This is a genomic window from Herpetosiphon sp. (assembly GCF_003512625.1).
GTDB lineage: Bacteria > Chloroflexota > Chloroflexia > Chloroflexales > Herpetosiphonaceae > Herpetosiphon > Herpetosiphon aurantiacus.
In genome coordinates, this window is the sequence record NZ_DOPT01000027.1 from 56,736 (window position 1) to 74,653 (window position 17,918).

Sequence of the window (17,918 nt, forward strand, 5' to 3'; positions counted from 1 at the left end):
TTCTCAACCAGAAGGACTATGGTTTTAGAGTACAATTTCAAGTTAACCAACTAATTTACCCAATCTGTTTCGTTGTAAGTAGAACGTTTTGGTAATGGCCAACGTTCCTAGAAAATATTCTTTAAGCTACTCTTTAACATTGCGCTAACAGTAGTTACTGGTTGGTCTAGGCTAACGTCAACCATGCCAAGGATAAATCTATGCCGCACTTTCCCAATTATTTTCTTTGGGGCAGATCAACCACTGCCTCGCACATTGCAGGCACTTGGCACAATGTTGGCAACGGTGAGAGCTTTTGGAATAACATTGCCAACACGCTAGCGACGATTCGCCCCAAGCATAATGGTTAGCTTGCCAACGATCGCTATCACCTCGATCGAAGCAAGCAAATATCGATCCATGGCTATGTATGTATGATTAAGAGTTTTAGGCTACTAACGAGGGGAATTTAGGCTTAGGGGCCAAATTTGATCCACGAAGGACACGAAGCAGCACGAAACTGGGATTAGGGGCTATATTTAACCACGAAGAGCACGAAGCAGCATGAAGTTCAAACTATTGGTAGATATCAAACTTAGCGATCTTCGAGTTCTTCGCGGTTAATAACGTATGTTCTATGCTCTATGTTCTATGTTCTGTTTACTGCCCCAAAATCAAGGCAAACATCAATGGTGCAACAATTGAAGCATCGGATTCGACAATAAATTTAGGCGTGGTTGGCTCTAATTTGCCCCAGGTGATTTTTTCGTTGGGCACTGCACCCGAATACGAGCCATAGCTGGTCGTTGAATCGCTGATTTGGCAGAAATAGCCCCACACTGGTACGTTGCCCATTTGCATATCTTGGTGCAACATTGGCACAACACAAATTGGGAAGTCGCCAGCAATGCCGCCGCCAATTTGATAGAAGCCAATTGAATGAGTTTTGCTGATTTCGATATACCATTCGGCCAAATAGGCCATGTATTCGATCCCAGTTCGCACTGTATGAATATTCTTGATTTCGCCTTGGATACAGTGAGCTGCATACATATTGCCAGTCGTTGAATCTTCCCAGCCTGGCACGATGATTGGCAGGTTTTTCTCCATCGCGGCGTACATCCACGAATCTTTAATATCGATTTGGAAATATTCTTCTAAAACGCCTTTGCGCAAAATTCGATAGAGAAATTCGTGGGGGAAATAGCGTTCGCCCGCTGCATCAGCCGCAGTCCATTCATCGACCAAGGCGCGTTCCAAGCGGCGCATGGCTTCTTCTTCGGGAATACAGGTGTCAGTGACCCGATTCATATGGCGAACCAACAGCGCAGCTTCATCATCGGGCGTTAAATCGCGATAATGCGGCACCCGTTCGTAGTAATCGTGAGCCACTAAATTGAATAAATCTTCTTCGAGGTTGGCTCCGGTACACGAAATAATCTGCACTTTATCTTGGCGAATCATTTCGGCCAACGAGATTCCCAATTCGGCGGTGCTCATCGCACCAGCAAGGGTAATCATCATTTTGCCGTTGTTTTCAAGGTGGCGCACATAGGCATCGCTGGCATCGATCATGGCTGCCGCGTTGAAGTGGCGAAAGTTATGGCGCAAAAAATCGCTGATAGGAGTCGTGCTCACAAGCTACCTCTTTTGTTGATAAAGCAAATCTTAAGGCGCTAGATCGAGCCAGCGCCGCCGTCTATTGTACCGCAGGCTGAGGCTTATTGTGCTAAAACTAAGGCAATCCGTTTGCGATCTGGGTCGATCGATTGAATGCTAACATCGACAATATCGCCAACACTCAAACTCAGGCCACGGGGAATTTGCGAACGGTGCAATAAGCCATCGTGCTTAACCCCCAAATCGATAAATGCGCCCCAATCGACGACATTGCGCACTGTGCCTTTGAGCTGCATGCCCGGCTGCAAATCTTCAAAAGCCAGCACATCGCTGCGCAAAATTGGTGCTGGCACATCCTCGCGGGGGTCGCGACCTGGCCGCAGCAGTTGGTCAATAATATCACTCAGGGTTGGTACGCCTGTGCCCAATTCCGCCGCAAGGCTATGCAATGGCTGATTTTTCAAATCTTCCAAGCGTTTGATTCGTTCGTTGCGGCCTGTTTTGGCGTTAATATTCAGCTTGTCCAACAAATTACGGGTAACCGTATAACTTTCGGGGTGAATTGCGCTGGCATCCAAGGCTTCATCGCCATCGCGAATTCGCAAAAATCCGGCGGCCTGTTCAAAGGCTTTTGGCCCAAGCCCTTTGACCTTTTTGAGTGCAACCCGCGAACGAAATGGGCCATGTTCCTCGCGATGGCTGACAATTTGAGCCGAAAGTTTGGGGCCAATCCCGGCAACATAGCGTAAAAGCGCAGGCGAAGCGGTGTTGACATCAACCCCAACATTATTAACTGCGCTCTCAACCACGCCATCAAGCGCATTGCCCAAGGCCGATTGATCAACATCGTGTTGATACATGCCTACGCCAATCGCTTTTGGCTCGATTTTGACCAACTCGGCCAAGGGATCTTGCACCCGCCGTGCAATCGAAACCGCGCCGCGCAAGCTGACATCGAGATCAGGCAATTCGCTGCGGGCAAGCGTACTAGCACTGTAAACACTGGCTCCTGCTTCGCTGACAATCAAATAGTGCAAACCAGTTTGGTGGCGAATCACATCGGCGACTAATTGCTCAGTTTCGCGCGAGGCCGTGCCATTGCCAATGGCAATCAAACTCACAGCATAGCGTTTGATCAAGCTTTGCAATTCTTGAAACGCCCGTTCACGCGCTGCCGCGCCGCTGTGAGGATAAATCGTGGCAGTCGTGAGCACATTGCCAGTTTGGCCGATAATCGCCACTTTGCAACCAGTGCGGTAGCCTGGATCAAGCCCGAGCACCACATTATTGGCGATTGGCGCTTGCAGCAACAACGAATGCACATTCTTGGCAAAGACGGTGATCGCATGGCTTTCGGCTTGCTCAGTCAAGGCGCGGCGCACATCGCGTTCAATTGCTGGCAAGAGCAATCGCTCAGCGCCATCGTGGATCGCCAAGCGCAGTTGCTCGGCCCAAGCTGAACGTTGATCAAGCGGAAAATACTTGGCAACCACATCAAACCAATCACGTTGATCCATCTGAATTTTAAAACGCAAAATATGTTCGGTTTCACCACGGTTGAGCGCCAACACTTGGTAAGGCTTGAGGCGGCTGGCCGTGCTCTCAAATTGATAGTAGGTTTGATATACGCCCTTGCTATCCTCGGCATCGGCGATTAACTCGCTGCGAACCACGCCCCAACGCAAAGCGCGTTCGCGAGTTTGACGGCGCACCTCAGGATGATCGCTGATTTGCTCGGCTACAATATCGCGTGCTCCAGCCAAGGCCTCTTCAATGCTGGCAACCTGTTCGTTGAGAAACTGGCGAGCGGTAGCATCAATCGGATCATTCGGCTGCATTTGAATAATTTCAGCCAAGCCTTCGAGGCCACGTTCGCGGGCTATGCTGGCGCGGGTACGGCGTTTGGGCTTGAACGGCGCATACAAATCTTCGAGGGTGGTTTTATCAGTAGCGGCGGCCAAGGCTTGGGCCAATTCATCACTCAAATTGCCTTGCTCGCGCAGAGCACTCAAAATCGCCTCGCGCCGCTCGTCAAGCTCACGTAAACGGGCAATTTGGCTTTGAATGCTGCGTAATTGTTCTTCATCCAAGCCACCAGTTTGCTCTTTACGATAACGAGCGACGAACGGCAAAGTATTGCCTGCATCGAATAATTGAATCGCAGCGGTAACTTGCTCGGCACGCACCGTCAAGCCTTTGGCAATTAAATGGGCATAATCCATGGAAATTCTCAATCTAGCTAAACGAATATGTTGAATGTTGAAACGACGAAGGACACGAAGAGCACGAAGGGGAGAAGGCTATAGGCTATCTGTAATGGTGTATTGGATTAGCAATGATGTCTATCCCTCACCCCCTGACCCCCTCTCCCGCAGAGCGAGGCGAGGGGGAAACACCGTATCATGAAGGGTGGAATACCCCTCGCCCGCCGCAGTGGGAGAGGGGCCAGGGGTGAGGGAATGGTAATCCAATACACCATTCCATAGCCAAAAGCCAATAGCCCTACGTCCCGATCCCCAACCCCCAACAACCGATCCCCAATTAATGCTATTCAGGGTTAAGTTGTGGGCGAACGAAAGGATTGCTGAATGTTGCGCCCCAAATGCTGCTGAGCGATTGGCCTTCGACGGTAATCTGTACCTGTTGCACACTACTGAACGAAGTTAACGCCAAGACCAAGGCATCAACCGCCGCCTGCGGATTGCTGGTTTGGCTGAATTCAGCGCTAAGATCAAGTTGAGCAACCCCATCAACAATCACCAAACGCCGTACTTGGCTGGCGCTCGGGATGGCACTACTAACAACATGACTATAACGGCCAGCTCCGCGAATCAGCTCATTGACGGTAGCGCGGGCCTCGGTTTTGGTGCTTGGCACAAGCCGCATCACCCGCACCCAACGGCCACTACTTTGCTGAAAATATAACGGCAAGAACGAAGTTGTGTTAAACTGACCATTTAAACCCTGCGGATTATCGGGGTTGACATTGGGACGATAGCGCAGGCCACCTAAATTTTGGCCTTGGACTTGAATTTGCACCTGCTTAACCTCTGGTTGCTCAGTCAAGGCCAACACAATCGAACGCAAACCCAAATCTTCGAGGCTTGAATTGCCAAACGTCGGGATACGGTTAAAATTAGCGGTAGCAATGCCATTATTCAAGCGTAGCCCAAGTAATTGGGTATCGCTGGGCAACAAACTACGCAAATCGCTGCGTGCACCTTGAATTAACTGTTGGATTGCGGCAGTCCGTGACTGACGAGTTGCCGCAATCTGGCGCGAGACTGGCACTAACACTTGGCCAGTGCTATCGGCAAAAAACAAGGTTAATTGATTAACCTCGCGACCGCCAGTTTCCTCGGTCGGCTGAGCAGTTGGCTCAGGGATCGGTTCAGGCGTTGGCTCGACAGTCGGCTCAACTGTTGGTTCGAGCGTTGGCTCAAGAGTTGGTTCAACAGTCGGTTCTGCGGTTGGTTCAAGCGTTGGCACGGCAGTTGTCGCAATTGGCGATAACGTTGGCTCAAAGGTTGGGAGATCGGTGGCAAACGGAATGCTAGGAGTAGCAGAGGCGACAATCACATCTTCAGTTGGCGGTACAATAACAAAGGTTGGCGATGCAAGAATCACCTGAGTGGTTGCAGAAGCCGATGACGTAGCAGAGACCGAGGGAGTGACGGTAGTGGTTTGAGCAATAACTTCGGCTGTTTGAGTTTGACGAACCGCTGCTGTGGCAAAGGCATTTGGCGATGGTGAAACCGTTAATGTTGGGCTATCGGATGTTGGCTGAAGCACTTGCGAGGTAGCGCTAGGCGTGGCAGGGTTATCGGGGTTGCTAAATAAAACAACGCCGCTAATCGCATAGGCCACAATAATTAAGCCAAGTAGGCCCACCAAGGTGGCATAAATGCGGCGATCGCGGGTCGATAAACCAGCCAGCCAGCCGCGCCAACCACCCACCGCAACTGGCGTAGGCGTGCTGATAACCTGCGCAACCGGCAGATCTTCACCTGCATATAATGGGCAACGCACATGGTTGCTACTTAGACAAAACGAGGCTTGGGGCACTGGGATGTCGTGAGCCTCACCCGTCATGTAGCAGCGGTGCTCCGGCGTAGGACTCGCGAAACGAATCGCACGATTTTGTTTAAGGCCCACATATGGGCAGTGATGCACTGGTTCCACGACGTTCCTCGTTCAAGCTCAACAAAGGCTTCTGACCGCCATTATACTCTACCAACCCTTGCCACAGAAACAGCGCTTGATTGCAGAAAGGTAACACATGCGGGTTCTGGTTCTTGCTGATATTCATGCTAACTTAGCCGCACTGGAAGCTGTTCTTGGAGCAGCAGGCGAGGTCGATTCGGTTTGGTGTTTGGGTGATACGGTTGGTTATGGGCCTCAACCAAATGAATGTGTTGCGCTCATGCGTGAACGCCAGCAAGCGATGTTGGTCGGCAATCACGACCTTGGTTGCCTTGGCACAATTCCCTTGACCAATTTTAATCGTGATGCTCGGATTGCCAATGAATGGAATGGCTTGCAATTAACCGAGGAGCATCGCGAGTTTTTGCTGAGCCTAAGCCCAATGCAACAGGTTAATGATATGGTTACCTTGGCGCACGGTAGCCCACGCGACCCTGTTTGGGAATATTTACTCGATACTGTCGGGGCAACCTATTCCTTCGATCATTTTAGCACACCGATTTGCTTTGTGGGCCATACCCATCAGCCTGTAATTTTTACCGCTGATATGCTTGGCGATCATTGCACTGCGACGATTCCAACCGACCAATTGGTGCTCAAGCTGCAACCTGATAAGCGCTATATCATCAATGCTGGTGGGGTTGGTCAACCCCGCGATGGTGATGCCCGTTCAGGTTGGGCAATTTATGACGATGAGCAACAAACGGTCAGCTTCCATCGCACAACTTACAATATTCGGCGCACCCAAACCTTGATGCTCGAACATGGCTTGCCCAATATTTTGGCAGCCCGTTTGAGTTTTGGCATGTAGCTATTTGCCCACACTTGGCAAGAAGATATTGGTAATCGGAGTCCAACTACGGGTTTCAGCGAGCGCATTCGTGCCGTTCCAACCACCAATGCTATAAATATCCCGAGCATTTGAAAGCACGAGGTGTTCGCTGATTGCATGGCCGGTGCGCAAATCGGTTGCATTCCAGATATTGTTTTGCAACACCAAAATAGCTTGGTCGCCCTCAGCTCCACCCACCAAATAGATCTGATTGGTGATATAAACCGCGCCAGCGTCAACTCGTGGGGCTGGCAGATCGGTTATTTTTTGCCATGTGCCAGTTTGTAAACGCCAGGTTCCAAGGCTGGGGCCAGTTGAGGTTTGGCCGCCGATCAATACAACATCGCCGCCACTTTGGGCAATGGCTGCATCACGTAAGGCCAATGGCATGGCCGGGCCTTGGCTCCAGCTTTGGGTATCGGGGCTATAAATAAAGCTGGTATCGGCGATGATCCCCTCATTCTCGCCGCCAAACACATAAACTTTGCCATCGATAGCGGCAATCATGGCATTGGCGCGTGGGGCAGGCATGGCTGGGCCAGTTTGCCAACGATTTTGGGCTAGGTCAAAAATCTCTAAAATATTACTAGCCGCACCATTTTTATCGCGGCCACCTGCTACATAAATTTGGCCAGCAATCTGCACTGCGCCGCTAGAGGCCACCGCCGTTGGCTTGCTAGCCAGTTCACGCCACGCCCCGGTTGCCAAATTCAATTGACGGGTATGCGCCACCACGCCAGTATCAGTGTTGCCGCCAATCACAATCAAACTATCGGCTAGAAAAACCCCGGCATGTTGGTAGGTTGGCTCGGGCAGTGCGGTCAGTGGTTGCCAAACATTGCTCACAAGCGTTGTCGCAGGCTGGGTGGTTGGCGTGATGTTGCCGCGTACCACAAACCAGCCAATTGCCACCACTGCCACAATCAGCCCAAATAGCACACCCAAAATCGCCAATGCATAGGCTCGGGGAATTGTAATTTGATTGGTTGGTTGGGTGATCACTGGGGTAATCGGATCGGGTGCTGGAGTTGTGATCGGCTGAGTCGTGCTAGGTATCTGCATTGGTTCAGGCGCGATTGGCTCATCAATTGGAATACTGACGAGCGGCTCGCTCTCAGGAATGCGCTCAGGCTCGGGCACTGAATTTGGAGTATTCAAAACCTCGATCAGGCCGCGCCGCACAGCCTCAAGCGTCGCCTCAGCCCGTGATAATACCCCCAGCTTAGCGTAGATATTGCGAATATGCACTTTGACTGTGTTGGGGCTGATGACCAGCGTATTGGCAATTTCGTTATTGCTTGCCCCCAGCGCGAGCTGGCGCAAGACCTCGATTTCACGCTCGCTGAGTGGTGATTGATCAGACATATTCCTCAATTCCTGAGCCAATTCTCCATCCATTGCATGGTAGCTGAACGCCGCAGCAAAGTCAAAGGTTTAATCAACAATCAGGGGCGGAATGTGGCCTAGGCTCATTCCTACCCCTGATTAAATGATGCTATAGGGTTATTTGCTTGGCTGTTGGTCTGAATCGGTTAGCGTTTCAGGTTGATCATCATCAGGTTGATCATTATCAGCCTGATCATCGTCATCATCAACTTGATCATCATCAGCCTGATCATCGAATTCATCGTCATCGTCATCATCGTCATTGCCAATCCCCAACGATTGTTTGGTCATCAGCAAGGCGGTGCGGCCACGGAGCATCAAGTCGTCGAAGCGTGATGGTTCTTTGGCTTCGCGTGGCAACACTGAGATAAAATGATTGAAGAGATAGCTATTTTCACGCACAAACTGATTCAGATCGGCCTCAGGATTGCGCAATTGCCAAGCTTCCAAGCTAACTGCCAAGAATTCACTGAGTTTCTCTACCGTGTCGGGCGTGGTTTGAGCCGCTGCACCAGCAATGTAGTATTCTTCACCAACTGGCACAAGGTGGGCAAAAATCAGCTCGTTTTCTTCCAAGCGCTTGGCGGCAGCATGGTCGCGCAAGGTAAAGGTTTCTTTGGTCAAAACCTCTTGAATCAACGCGCCTTTGCCCTTGATAATTTCTGTAATCAGATAAGGGCGCAAACGAATGCCAGCCCAAGTTGGCAGCAAATTCAGCTCATGTTCGTCAAGCTCAAGCTCAGCTGGCGGATTGGCGGCGATTCGTTCGACCAAGGTTGAGCCATCGTCGCCACTTTGAGCATCGAAGGCCAGCCAGGTCAAAAAGCGCTCTGAGCCGCGATCTTCCAGCTCATCAAGCTCGCTCATATCGGCGGCAGTGTAGCGCCCACCCCAATATTGCTCAAATAATGTAGGCATACTGAGCGCCAATTCATCACTTTGGGTCGCGTCAATTAATTTAGGAAACAAGCGATCTTGGGCACGGCGTAATAAGCGCAACTGGTCTTCCTGCGCACGGTCAGCTGCTTCATGACATTGCTTATATTTTTTGCCACTGCCACATGGGCAGGGGTCGTTGCGGCCTACTTTTGCCATGGAACTACTCCTAGATTATGCTGCTGAGGGCATGCTAAAGATAAAGGTACTGCCTTTGCCAGGCGTGCTATCGACCCAAATTCGGCCACCATGAGCCTCAATCACCTGTTTGCAATAGGCTAGGCCAACCCCGCCGATCCGTTGTTCGCCAACCTGTTTGCTGAAGCGATCAAAAATGCGGCCTGCGAGTTCCACCGGAATACTTGGGCCTTGGTCGGCGATCCGTACTTGGGCATTTCCGCCCGTGTTGCTCACTTGCACCCGCACCGTGCTATAGGCTGGGCTGCGACGCAAAGCATTATCAAGCAAGTGGCTCATCACCCGCCGCATCTTATCAGCATCGAAGGCGAGGCCACCACTATCTGCGCCATACTCCAACACCAAGTTGATTGCCCGTTGTTGGGCTTGTGGTGTTGATTGGGCGATGCTGCCTTCGATCAATGGGCGCAATGGGTTGGCCAAACGATGCAGGCTATTGGGGTCGCCATGCAAACGGCTCATTTCCATCAAGGTATTGGTTAGCTCAACCAAGCGCGAGGTTGTGCGGCGGGCGGTCGATAAAACCCGCTCATTGCCATCGCCTAAATCGCCAGCCAACAAGGTATCTTGGGCTGCCAACACCGAGTTGAGCGGATCATGCATATCTTGCACGAGGAAATCGAGTAATTGCGAACGCATTTCTTCAACTTCTAATTCGGTGGTTTTATCGTGGAAAACCCCAACATAGCCCAAGACACTGCCGGCGCTACTGCGAATTGGCACTTGGTTAAGGCCAATTACGGGTTTGCGCGTGCCTTGTTGTTGCTCAAAAACCACCCGTTGGCGTTCGCCTTCGCGTTCGTTGCTAATTACCCGCAAACGGCCCGTGTTTTCTTGGCTCCACTGGTTGAGTGCTTGGCCTTCGAGCGTGCCGCCAAACGCTTCATTCAACAGTTGGCGGGCAGCAGCATTGGCCTGCAAAATGATGCCATTGCTATCGGCCAACACCACGCCATCGCTCGCTGCGCCCAGCACCGCCGCCAGTCGATCACGCTCTTGCACCAACAATTGGGCGGCGCGTTCGACCCGTTCTTGCTCTTCGCCAAGTTGCTTATTGAGTTGGGTGGTTGATTCATGTCCGACAGTTTGCTGGCGATCAAAAGCACGGAGCGCTGCGCTACAAACCAAGGCAAAAATGCTGATCACGAGCACAAAGGCACTGAGCAAGCTCCATTGAATTAACTGATTAGTGCTTGGCTCGGCGGCAGCAAAATAGGCCGCCGCCCATAAACTCGCTAAACTAACAACCGTAACAATAGCAGTGTGCAAGGGGCGCAAGGTCAGCGCGGCACACAAAACCGGCAGGGCGGCGCTGATAATCGCCAATTCGCGTTGTTCAGGGAAGACCATGGTTGCACCCAAAGCGATGCTGAGCGTACCCACAATCAAGGCCCAACCACTCAAGGGCAAGCGCCGACGCAAGCCAGCAATCAGGCCAACCAAAGCGGCCAGTGCGCCAACTCCGCCTGCAATCGCCCCGATCAGCATCGTTTGTGGGCCAAAATTAAATCCGCTCCACGCTGCCAGCCCAGCACCAAGCGCCAACACCACCAAGGCAATTGGCAACAACAACCGACTTAAGGGCGAACGTGGGAGAGTTATCGCAGCTGTTTGACTAGGCTGCTCAGTCATTGCGACGCTTTCAGTCATGAGCCAATCCTCAATCCATCTAAGCTAGGGCTGCCCAATTATACTACGGTGTGACGTTATAGCTGTAATTGGCTGCTTCGGTGGTGCCTTGAGTTGTGGCATTGACCACCAAAACCGCTCGCCGATTGGCCGGAATCAGCCAACGCGCTTGGCCATTATCGGTTGGAATTGAGACAACTTCCGCAACCCCAGCTTGATCATAGAGCACCGCCGTGAGCACCCAACGCTGTGCCAATTGATTACGAACTGGCACAAAGCCAGTCCCAACCCATTCAGCCGTTACCCCATCGATTGTCAGATCGCTCAAGGCTAAACCAGCAGCATTATACGCTTCATCGTTGATCACCCAAAATCGCAATTGAATCTGTTGGCCTGCCCACGGCGTGAGATCAACGCTTTCTGCTTGCCACGTGGTTTGTTGGCCTGTCCAGCCAGCCCCAATATTCAAGCCAACCGGATTGGCTCCAGTACTGGCTTGGGTCGCAATTGCTTGCCAGGTTTGGCCGTTATCTTGCGAAAGACTGAGATAGGCATAATCGTAATCTTGCTCTAAATCAAACCACCGTCGATAAATCAGGCTGCCGCCCGCGCTAGGCACTTGAATTGCTGTGGTGAGCGTGCTGACCCGCGCATCGCCACGCCCGCTCCACCATGTGGCGCTACTTGTCACATCGGCGGCGAAAATAGGCACTGTGTTGTTGCCCTGCCATTCGAGCGTTCGTTCGCTACTGGCGTTCTCAAAGGCCAAATAATCGCTGCCAAATTGCCGAATGCTCAGGTTTTGTTCGCTGCTCTGGGCCTGCTCTGGCAACACAGCGCGGGGCAGATCGTAGCCATAACGGCCATCAGCCACCGTTGGATCATTCACCCAATTGGCGACTGCCCACGCCGCAAACAGCTGATCAAAGCTGGTTAAATCGGGATAGCGGGTGGTCATCAAACTGGTAATGCTGGTCAAATTATCGCCAGCATCAGCCGCCGCCAAGGTTCCCATCGGCAAGCCGTCGAGTTGCTGATCAAGGTAACTGAGGAACAGCTGAGCCGCGCCATAATGTTTGAGCGCAGTGCCAGGGCTGCTGGCCCACGCATTGAGTTGGGTATCCGGCGAGGCCAGAAAATCGAGTGCCAAGCTATCGTTGCTATAGCCTGAACGATCTTCGCTCAACATCGAAGCGCCTTCGTTGAGCCAAGTGGCGGGGTGGCTCAGCACATTCCGATGCAACAGATGCTGCATTTCGTGAATTAACGTGGCGACATAGCCAAAATCGCTGGGTGGCATGGCCGCAGCGTTAATCACCAACATCTCGCGTTCGTTGGAATATGGATTGATCGCTTGGGGTAATTCGTTATCGCTGGCGTAATAGCCGCCCGCCCCGTTGACCGCAGCATTCAAGACGGTTACAGGTACTTGGGGCCAAGCCTGTTGCGGATACCATTTGGCTAGCAACGGCCAACCAACCTGTTCAAATTGCTGAGCAGCATTAATCAGCGCTTGTTGCTCAACCGGCAAATCATCGGCGACATAAATTAATAAGTGGGTGGTGCTGAGTTGAAGGGTGGCACTGATATTGCGCTGTTGATTGCTGGTTAAATCGGTAACCCAAAAGCTACGGCGCTCGTATGGTGGGGGCATTTCCAAACGCAGTGGTTGAGGTTTTTCGCTAATCAAGCGCCAATCAACGGCAAGTTGGGCTAAATCGCGCTCAAGCCCTTGTTGGCTGGCTCGTTCCACCGCCGCTTCATCGGCAATTATTGGGATGCTTGTGGCCAATGCTTGAGTCGGGCTGAGAGTTTGAGCTGGAGTTGGCAAGCTTGGTTGAATTGGAATTTGGGTGCTGGTTGTCGGTGCGGTTGCGCTACAACCCACCAACATCCACAGCAAAAGGCAGATTCGCCAGCGACGCATACCATTATCCTTATCGCAATTTTGCTATCAGGATAGCACAGAACCTTGGTAGACATGGCATATATTGCCATCTATAATCGCAGTATCCTCCGTTAGCCAGTTTATTGAAGGAGCGAAGCCCATGAAACAGTGGATGAGTCGGATGTTGTTGGGCGTATTAGCAATTGCCTTGAGCGGTTGTGTTGCCTCACAAGTCGAAACCACAATCAGCGGTGATGGCAGTGGCACAAATACGTTTAAAGTAGGTATGGATGCCGAAACAATGGCCATGATGGCAAGCATGGGTGGCACTGAGGGCGAAGATCCCTTTAAACAAACCAAAGATGATGTTTCAGGTTATCCAGCTGAGTGGAGCGCAACCACCAGCGATTGGAAAGAAAAGCTTGGCGAAACCGAGTTCCAAGGCGTGCAGATCAACATGAAATTTGCTAATCTTGCAACCTTGAACGAGCAGTTGAGCCAATTTTTGACTGACTCAGGCAGCAGCGATAGCCCAACTGGTCAAGCGCTATCGAATCTTAAAGTAACCGATGATGGCGAAACCTTCACTGTATCTGGCAATGCCATGGCCACCGATTTGGCTGCGGCTGCCGAGAGCGAAGGCGCTGGCATGCCTGGCATGGGCGATTCGTTGAAAAAGGCTGTGATCGTTTGGCAAGTAACTTTGCCAGGTGAAGTGAGCAGCGTTGAGCCAGCCGATATTGCAACCGTCAACGGCAGCACCGTTACTTGGAAAATTCCAGTTGATAAAACTGCTCAATATACCCTTAAGGCCGTTTCAACCAAGAGTGGTGGCGCTGGCGGCAGTAATTTGCCATTGATCCTTGGTGGCGTTGGCTTGTTGGTAGTCTTGGCAGGCGTTGGCTTCTTCGTGATGAGCCGCCGCAAAGCTGCTCCAGTTGCCGCTGGTTATCAACAATATGGTGGTCAAACCTACGACCCCAATGCCCAACAAAATCAACAACAAGGCTATTACGACCCAAACAACGACCCTAACCGCAAACAATAAGCCAATTTGAAACCTTTTGAGCCAACGCTCCGTCTTTACGGCGGAGTGTTGGCGTTTTAGCTAACAAATTGCGGTACGATGATAGTGAGCGATTTTTGATCAACGGAGGCTGCTGTATGCGTTATTGGTTGTTGCTTCTCGGGCTGGTGTTGTTGAGTGGTTGTGTGAGTCAGCAACAACAAACTGAATTTAATGCCGATGCCAGCGGTGTTTATGAAATTCGACTAGGGTTTTCGCAACAATTTCTCGATTTTGCTGAGATGGGCGGAAGTGGCGCAAGCACCGATGTGCTCGATGATGCGCTCAGTGAATTAGGCTCAATCGCCGATTTGCTGCCCGCTGAATGGCAAGCCAGCAACGAAAATTGGACCAGTGAAGATGGTCAATATCGGGGCACATTAATTCGCATGCAATTTCGCGATCTGGCCATGCTCAAAGATCAATTGACCAGCAGCGAATTAAACGAACTTTATAGTTTGGTGCGCTTTGAGGATGTAGCAATCGAGCAAAATGGCAATGAGGTTCAGCTCAAGGCAACGGTCAAAAATGGTGAAAATTCAATGTTGGGAAGTACAGAATCAGGCGAGCTGTTTGGCTCAGGCTTGGTTGCTAGCCCCACCACCAGCTGGACAATTCGCTTCCCCGAAGCGATTAGCAGCTGGAACGAGCGCGAAATTGCCACGCTCAACGAGCAGCAAACCAGCATCACCTATGATTTTCCCTATCCTTTGAGCCGCGATTATCAGCTTGAAATTGTGGGGACGCTGAGCGCTGGTGTGCCGCAATGGGCCTTGTGGGGCGTTGGTGGTTTGGTTGGGGTTGGGTTAATCTTGGTCGGCATCGGCTTTATTTTGAGTCGGCGCAAAACCAATACCCAGCCTTATGATTTGGTGCCTGCTGGCCCAAGTAATGGCGAGCCAGCCTACCAACCTGGCAGCCAAACCACCCCCTTAGCAACACCCAGCTATCAGCCCAAGCCTGAAAGCTACCAACCAAATGATCAGGTTGCCGCCTATCAGCCTAAACCTGAGAGCTACCAACCAAGCGATAGCATTTCGCCGTATGTACCAAAACCTGCTAGTTATCAAGCGACAATAACCTCAGCTCAAGCCAGCAATAGCTACGAGCAGCCAACCGCATTTGGCTCAGCTCCAACTGAATTTGGTGGCCGCACGCCAACTCGTTCGCTGGGAAGTTGGCAAGATTCCAACGATGATGCTCAAAGTCGATAGGGCGCATGCGGCGCGGCATTCGGTTTATTCAGCGTTTGAATCTGATTAATCGCTGCCAACGGCCCGATAATCACCAATTGATCGCCGCTGCTCAAACGTTCATCGCCGCGTGGGCGTAAATCTTCGCCATTGCGCCCACGCCGATAAAGCACCGAAATATCGTGCTGATTTTCAACCGTCTGGATCAAGCGTCCATCAAAAATGCCATCGCGGGCTACCGTAATTTCCACCGTCGAGAGCAACTTGCCTGCCACATACAAGGCGTTGGTAATGCCGCGACCCAAGGCCGCAGCGGCAAGAGTTGGGGCGGCCAGCGCCGAGGTGCTAAATGCGGTCTGAATATGAAAGGCTGAGCTAAGTTTGCTCGCCAATGAATCGTTAAAAACCCGCATCACAATATGAATATCAGGATGCAATTCGCGGGCGGTCAAGGCAATATCGAGGTTGGTCAAATCGTCGCCAGTAACCACAGTGAGCGAGGTGGCATGGCGCAAACCTGCTTCGTGCAGCAGCTCAGGCTGACGAGCATCGCCAATAATCACTGGCACATGCTGACCCATCACCAATTCGTGAAACGGCCCATCGTTGTGAGCATCAATTACCACCACATCGCAGCCGCTGGCCAGCAATTGCCCAACCACCCGATAGCCAATTTTGCCCAAACCACACACAATAATATGATCACGATAGGTTGATGCTAACGCCATTTGCCAAGCCTCCCGCCGATTGCGTTTATCGAACAGCAAAATACCCATATTGAGCGCACCTCGCGCCAGCAAAATAATATTCAAGGCTGGAGCGAGATAAAACAATACTTGCAGCCACCATGGCTCAGGCAGTGGCACGGGGTTGAGGGTCATTTGGCTAAATGCTTGATAGAGCGCTTGGTTAAAAGCTAAAACTGGGCGCGTGCCTGCCCAAATTGCCAGGGTAAACCCCAACCACAACAAAAGCCATAAACCCAGCCAAATTCCCGAATCGCGAAACACAATCCAACCATCGCGCAACGAGGCCGCGATCAGTCTTCGCCAACGCGCTTTGCGACTAGGGGTTTTGGCTGGTTTCATGCTTGATACATTGCCTCGCTCGCTCCCTCACGCAGTTGTTGATCAGCCTGTTGAATTGTGCTGGCTGTGCCAATCAAGGTTAGTTGATCGGCTGCTTGCAATTGGGTTTGACCATCGGGCACAAATAAGTTGCCCGCCCGCCGAATTGCCACAATCAAGACATTATTTGGCAAATTAAGCTGTTTCAACGGCTTACCCACCACCCGCGGATTGGATACTTCAACTTCGTAAATGCTTTGGTCGGCTTGATGACTTAAGAGCATGCTCATGGCTGATGGGCCTTGAACCAATTGGGTTAAAGCATCAACCGATGCTTGTAAGGGATTCAAAACCGTAATGCCAAGATCGCGCAAAACACTGCTGGTACTCTCATTTTCAGCCTGAGCCACAATTGTTGTAACCTTGAAATGCGAACGCACAACTTGGCTCACCAACAGATTGAGTTTATCACTCGGGGTCAAGGCTACAACCGCTTTGTCCCGTTCAACGCCAGCTTTACGCAACACTTGCAGATCAGTCGCATCACCAGTGATTGTGCTAATGCCATGCTGGCGCACTCGATCGATCAACTGCTGATCGGTATCGATTACGACTACATCGTGATGTTGGCTATGCAGTTGGCGGGCAAACAGCTGGCCCAAATCATTCGCGCCAATAACTAAAGTGGTCATCGGTTCAACTCCTAACAAACGGGCAAACAATGGGGTGGTGAAGCTTTGCAACACAACTGTGCCAATCACGGTCATAAAGACCAAGCCAATCAACAAATTGCCCCCAGCAAATCCGGCTTCTTCCAATGAGATCGCGGCAAAGGTGGCAACTGAAGCGGCGACAACTCCGCGTGGGCAAACCGCAGCAATAAATGCTCGTTCGCGCCAAGTTAAGGTTGAGCCAAGCGTCGAAGCAAAGACACACAATGGCCGCACCACCACAATCATCAATACAACCGCTAACACACCCCACCAGCCAAGCGCGGCCAAATCGGCAAATTTCAAACGAGCTGCCAGCAAAATAAAAATAATCGTAATTGCCAGCATGGTTAAGTCGCCCTTGAACAACACAACTTCTTCTTCGTGGGGAAAATCGATATTGCCAACGACAATCCCCGAAACTGCTGCTGCCGCAATGCCAGCCTCATGCGAAATTGCTTCGGCAATAATAAAGATCGCGATTGCGCCACCCAACGCGCTCAAACGGGTGGTTTCAGCATTAAGTTTCGAGCCAATAAAGCGCAACGCATAGGCTAAGCCAATGCCGCCAATCAAGCCAATTAACGAGCCAATCAATAAGCGTTCGGCCCAATCGAAGGCTCCACTAATCGTTGTGCCGCTGGTAAGCAAAACATCGAGCACAACCACCGCCAAAATTGCCCCAACCGCATCAACCAATACGCCTTCCGCTTGTAACAACACTTTTAAGCGTTCTTTGGCATTGCTACACCGCATCAAAGGCGTGATCACGGTTGGCCCAGTCACGCTCATTAATGCTCCAAACAGGGTTGCCAGTGGCCACGATAATCCCGCCACAAAATGTGCTACCAGGGTTGCACTGCCCCATGTCACCAAGGCTCCAACACTCATCAACATTTGCAATGGGTAGGATAAACGGCGCAAATCGTTGATATCGAGCACCAAACCACCTTCAAACACAATAATCGCCACAAACAGCGGAATCAACACCCGCAGCCCAACCCCTAAGGCCGATGGATCAACCAAGCCGAAAACTTCGGGGCCAACCAGCACTCCCACCAACAGCAACAATACAATCGACGGGATGCCAATTCGTTCGGCCAGCACGAAGGTGGCAATCCCAAAACAAATCACCATCCCCGCCATCAACAACAAACTATGTGCATCCATACAACTCCTTTCTGTGCGCCTTGCCACATTGACACAAACCT

Annotated in this window: 13 protein-coding genes; 4 read left to right on the top strand and 9 right to left on the bottom strand. The window is 51.4% G+C overall.

What is annotated here, in order from left to right:
• Window positions 1-200: 200 nt before the first annotated feature.
• On the top strand, window positions 201-350 hold the full coding sequence (locus DEF47_RS06435) for a family 1 glycosylhydrolase (protein WP_287045030.1): 150 nt from the start codon (window positions 201-203) through the stop codon (window positions 348-350).
• Window positions 351-639: 289 nt separating this feature from the next.
• On the opposite strand, the gene DEF47_RS06440 is transcribed toward DEF47_RS06435, so the two are convergent.
• The 3 genes from DEF47_RS06440 to DEF47_RS06450 all read right to left on the bottom strand — a co-directional run bounded on the left by DEF47_RS06440 (window position 640) and on the right by DEF47_RS06450 (window position 5,628).
• Complete coding sequence (locus DEF47_RS06440) at window positions 640-1,617, bottom strand: deoxyhypusine synthase family protein (protein WP_012190879.1); 978 nt, start codon at window positions 1,615-1,617, stop codon at window positions 640-642.
• 83 nt (window positions 1,618-1,700) lie between these two features.
• Window positions 1,701-3,821: a Tex family protein gene (locus DEF47_RS06445; RefSeq protein ID WP_012190878.1), complete on the bottom strand. Its 2,121-nt coding sequence runs from the start codon at window positions 3,819-3,821 to the stop codon at window positions 1,701-1,703.
• A 325-nt stretch (window positions 3,822-4,146) separates the two neighbouring features.
• Window positions 4,147-5,628, bottom strand: a complete 1,482-nt coding sequence (locus DEF47_RS06450) for a GerMN domain-containing protein (RefSeq protein WP_287045031.1) — start codon at window positions 5,626-5,628, stop codon at window positions 4,147-4,149.
• 250 nt (window positions 5,629-5,878) lie between these two features.
• Here DEF47_RS06450 and DEF47_RS06455 point away from each other — a divergent pair, with 250 nt between their 5' ends.
• Window positions 5,879-6,613 carry a metallophosphoesterase family protein gene (locus DEF47_RS06455; protein ID WP_012190876.1) on the top strand — a complete coding sequence of 245 codons (735 nt, stop codon included), beginning with the start codon at window positions 5,879-5,881 and terminating at the stop codon, window positions 6,611-6,613.
• Here the strand turns inward: DEF47_RS06455 and DEF47_RS06460 are convergent, their stop codons facing one another.
• From DEF47_RS06460 to DEF47_RS06475, 4 genes are all read right to left on the bottom strand, one after another.
• Complete coding sequence (locus DEF47_RS06460) at window positions 6,614-7,999, bottom strand: helix-turn-helix domain-containing protein (RefSeq protein ID WP_012190875.1); 1,386 nt, start codon at window positions 7,997-7,999, stop codon at window positions 6,614-6,616.
• Window positions 8,000-8,137: 138 nt separating this feature from the next.
• Window positions 8,138-9,115 carry a YecA family protein gene (locus DEF47_RS06465; protein WP_012190874.1) on the bottom strand — a complete coding sequence of 326 codons (978 nt, stop codon included), beginning with the start codon at window positions 9,113-9,115 and terminating at the stop codon, window positions 8,138-8,140.
• Window positions 9,116-9,130: 15 nt separating this feature from the next.
• Window positions 9,131-10,804: an ATP-binding protein gene (locus DEF47_RS06470; protein WP_012190873.1), complete on the bottom strand. Its 1,674-nt coding sequence runs from the start codon at window positions 10,802-10,804 to the stop codon at window positions 9,131-9,133.
• A 43-nt stretch (window positions 10,805-10,847) separates the two neighbouring features.
• Window positions 10,848-12,710, bottom strand: a complete 1,863-nt coding sequence (locus DEF47_RS06475; protein ID WP_012190872.1) for an immune inhibitor A domain-containing protein — start codon at window positions 12,708-12,710, stop codon at window positions 10,848-10,850.
• A 121-nt stretch (window positions 12,711-12,831) separates the two neighbouring features.
• On the opposite strand from DEF47_RS06475, the gene DEF47_RS06480 reads away from it, so the two are divergent.
• Together DEF47_RS06480 and DEF47_RS06485 are read left to right on the top strand one after the other, a co-directional pair.
• Window positions 12,832-13,719: an LppM family (lipo)protein gene (locus DEF47_RS06480; protein WP_012190871.1), complete on the top strand. Its 888-nt coding sequence runs from the start codon at window positions 12,832-12,834 to the stop codon at window positions 13,717-13,719.
• 116 nt (window positions 13,720-13,835) lie between these two features.
• Window positions 13,836-14,951, top strand: a complete 1,116-nt coding sequence (locus tag DEF47_RS06485; RefSeq protein ID WP_012190870.1) for a DUF3824 domain-containing protein — start codon at window positions 13,836-13,838, stop codon at window positions 14,949-14,951.
• On the opposite strand, the gene DEF47_RS06490 is transcribed toward DEF47_RS06485, so the two are convergent.
• Both DEF47_RS06490 and DEF47_RS06495 read right to left on the bottom strand, forming a co-directional pair.
• Window positions 14,939-16,018 (bottom strand): potassium channel family protein, encoded by a 1,080-nt coding sequence (locus tag DEF47_RS06490; protein ID WP_012190869.1) that lies wholly within the window; start codon window positions 16,016-16,018, stop codon window positions 14,939-14,941. The two genes, DEF47_RS06485 and DEF47_RS06490, sit on opposite strands and share 13 nt — an antisense overlap.
• Window positions 16,015-17,877 carry a cation:proton antiporter domain-containing protein gene (locus tag DEF47_RS06495; RefSeq protein WP_012190868.1) on the bottom strand — a complete coding sequence of 621 codons (1,863 nt, stop codon included), beginning with the start codon at window positions 17,875-17,877 and terminating at the stop codon, window positions 16,015-16,017. The genes DEF47_RS06490 and DEF47_RS06495 overlap by 4 nt, the downstream gene beginning before the upstream one ends.
• Window positions 17,878-17,918: the final 41 nt, after the last annotated feature.

Excerpts from the sequence above, each read along its gene's own strand:
- DEF47_RS06435 (WP_287045030.1), top strand. The coding sequence starts at position 201 with ATGCCGCACTTTCCCAATTATTTTCTTTGGGGCAGATCAACCACTGCC.
- DEF47_RS06445 (WP_012190878.1), bottom strand. The coding sequence starts at position 3,821 with ATGGATTATGCCCATTTAATTGCCAAAGGCTTGACGGTGCGTGCCGAG.
- DEF47_RS06455 (WP_012190876.1), top strand. The coding sequence starts at position 5,879 with ATGCGGGTTCTGGTTCTTGCTGATATTCATGCTAACTTAGCCGCACTG.
- DEF47_RS06460 (WP_012190875.1), bottom strand. The coding sequence starts at position 7,999 with ATGTCTGATCAATCACCACTCAGCGAGCGTGAAATCGAGGTCTTGCGC.
- DEF47_RS06465 (WP_012190874.1), bottom strand. The coding sequence starts at position 9,115 with ATGGCAAAAGTAGGCCGCAACGACCCCTGCCCATGTGGCAGTGGCAAA.
- DEF47_RS06470 (WP_012190873.1), bottom strand. The coding sequence starts at position 10,804 with ATGACTGAAAGCGTCGCAATGACTGAGCAGCCTAGTCAAACAGCTGCG.
- DEF47_RS06475 (WP_012190872.1), bottom strand. The coding sequence starts at position 12,710 with ATGCGTCGCTGGCGAATCTGCCTTTTGCTGTGGATGTTGGTGGGTTGT.
- DEF47_RS06480 (WP_012190871.1), top strand. The coding sequence starts at position 12,832 with ATGAAACAGTGGATGAGTCGGATGTTGTTGGGCGTATTAGCAATTGCC.
- DEF47_RS06485 (WP_012190870.1), top strand. The coding sequence starts at position 13,836 with ATGCGTTATTGGTTGTTGCTTCTCGGGCTGGTGTTGTTGAGTGGTTGT.
- DEF47_RS06490 (WP_012190869.1), bottom strand. The coding sequence starts at position 16,018 with ATGAAACCAGCCAAAACCCCTAGTCGCAAAGCGCGTTGGCGAAGACTG.
- DEF47_RS06495 (WP_012190868.1), bottom strand. The coding sequence starts at position 17,877 with ATGGATGCACATAGTTTGTTGTTGATGGCGGGGATGGTGATTTGTTTT.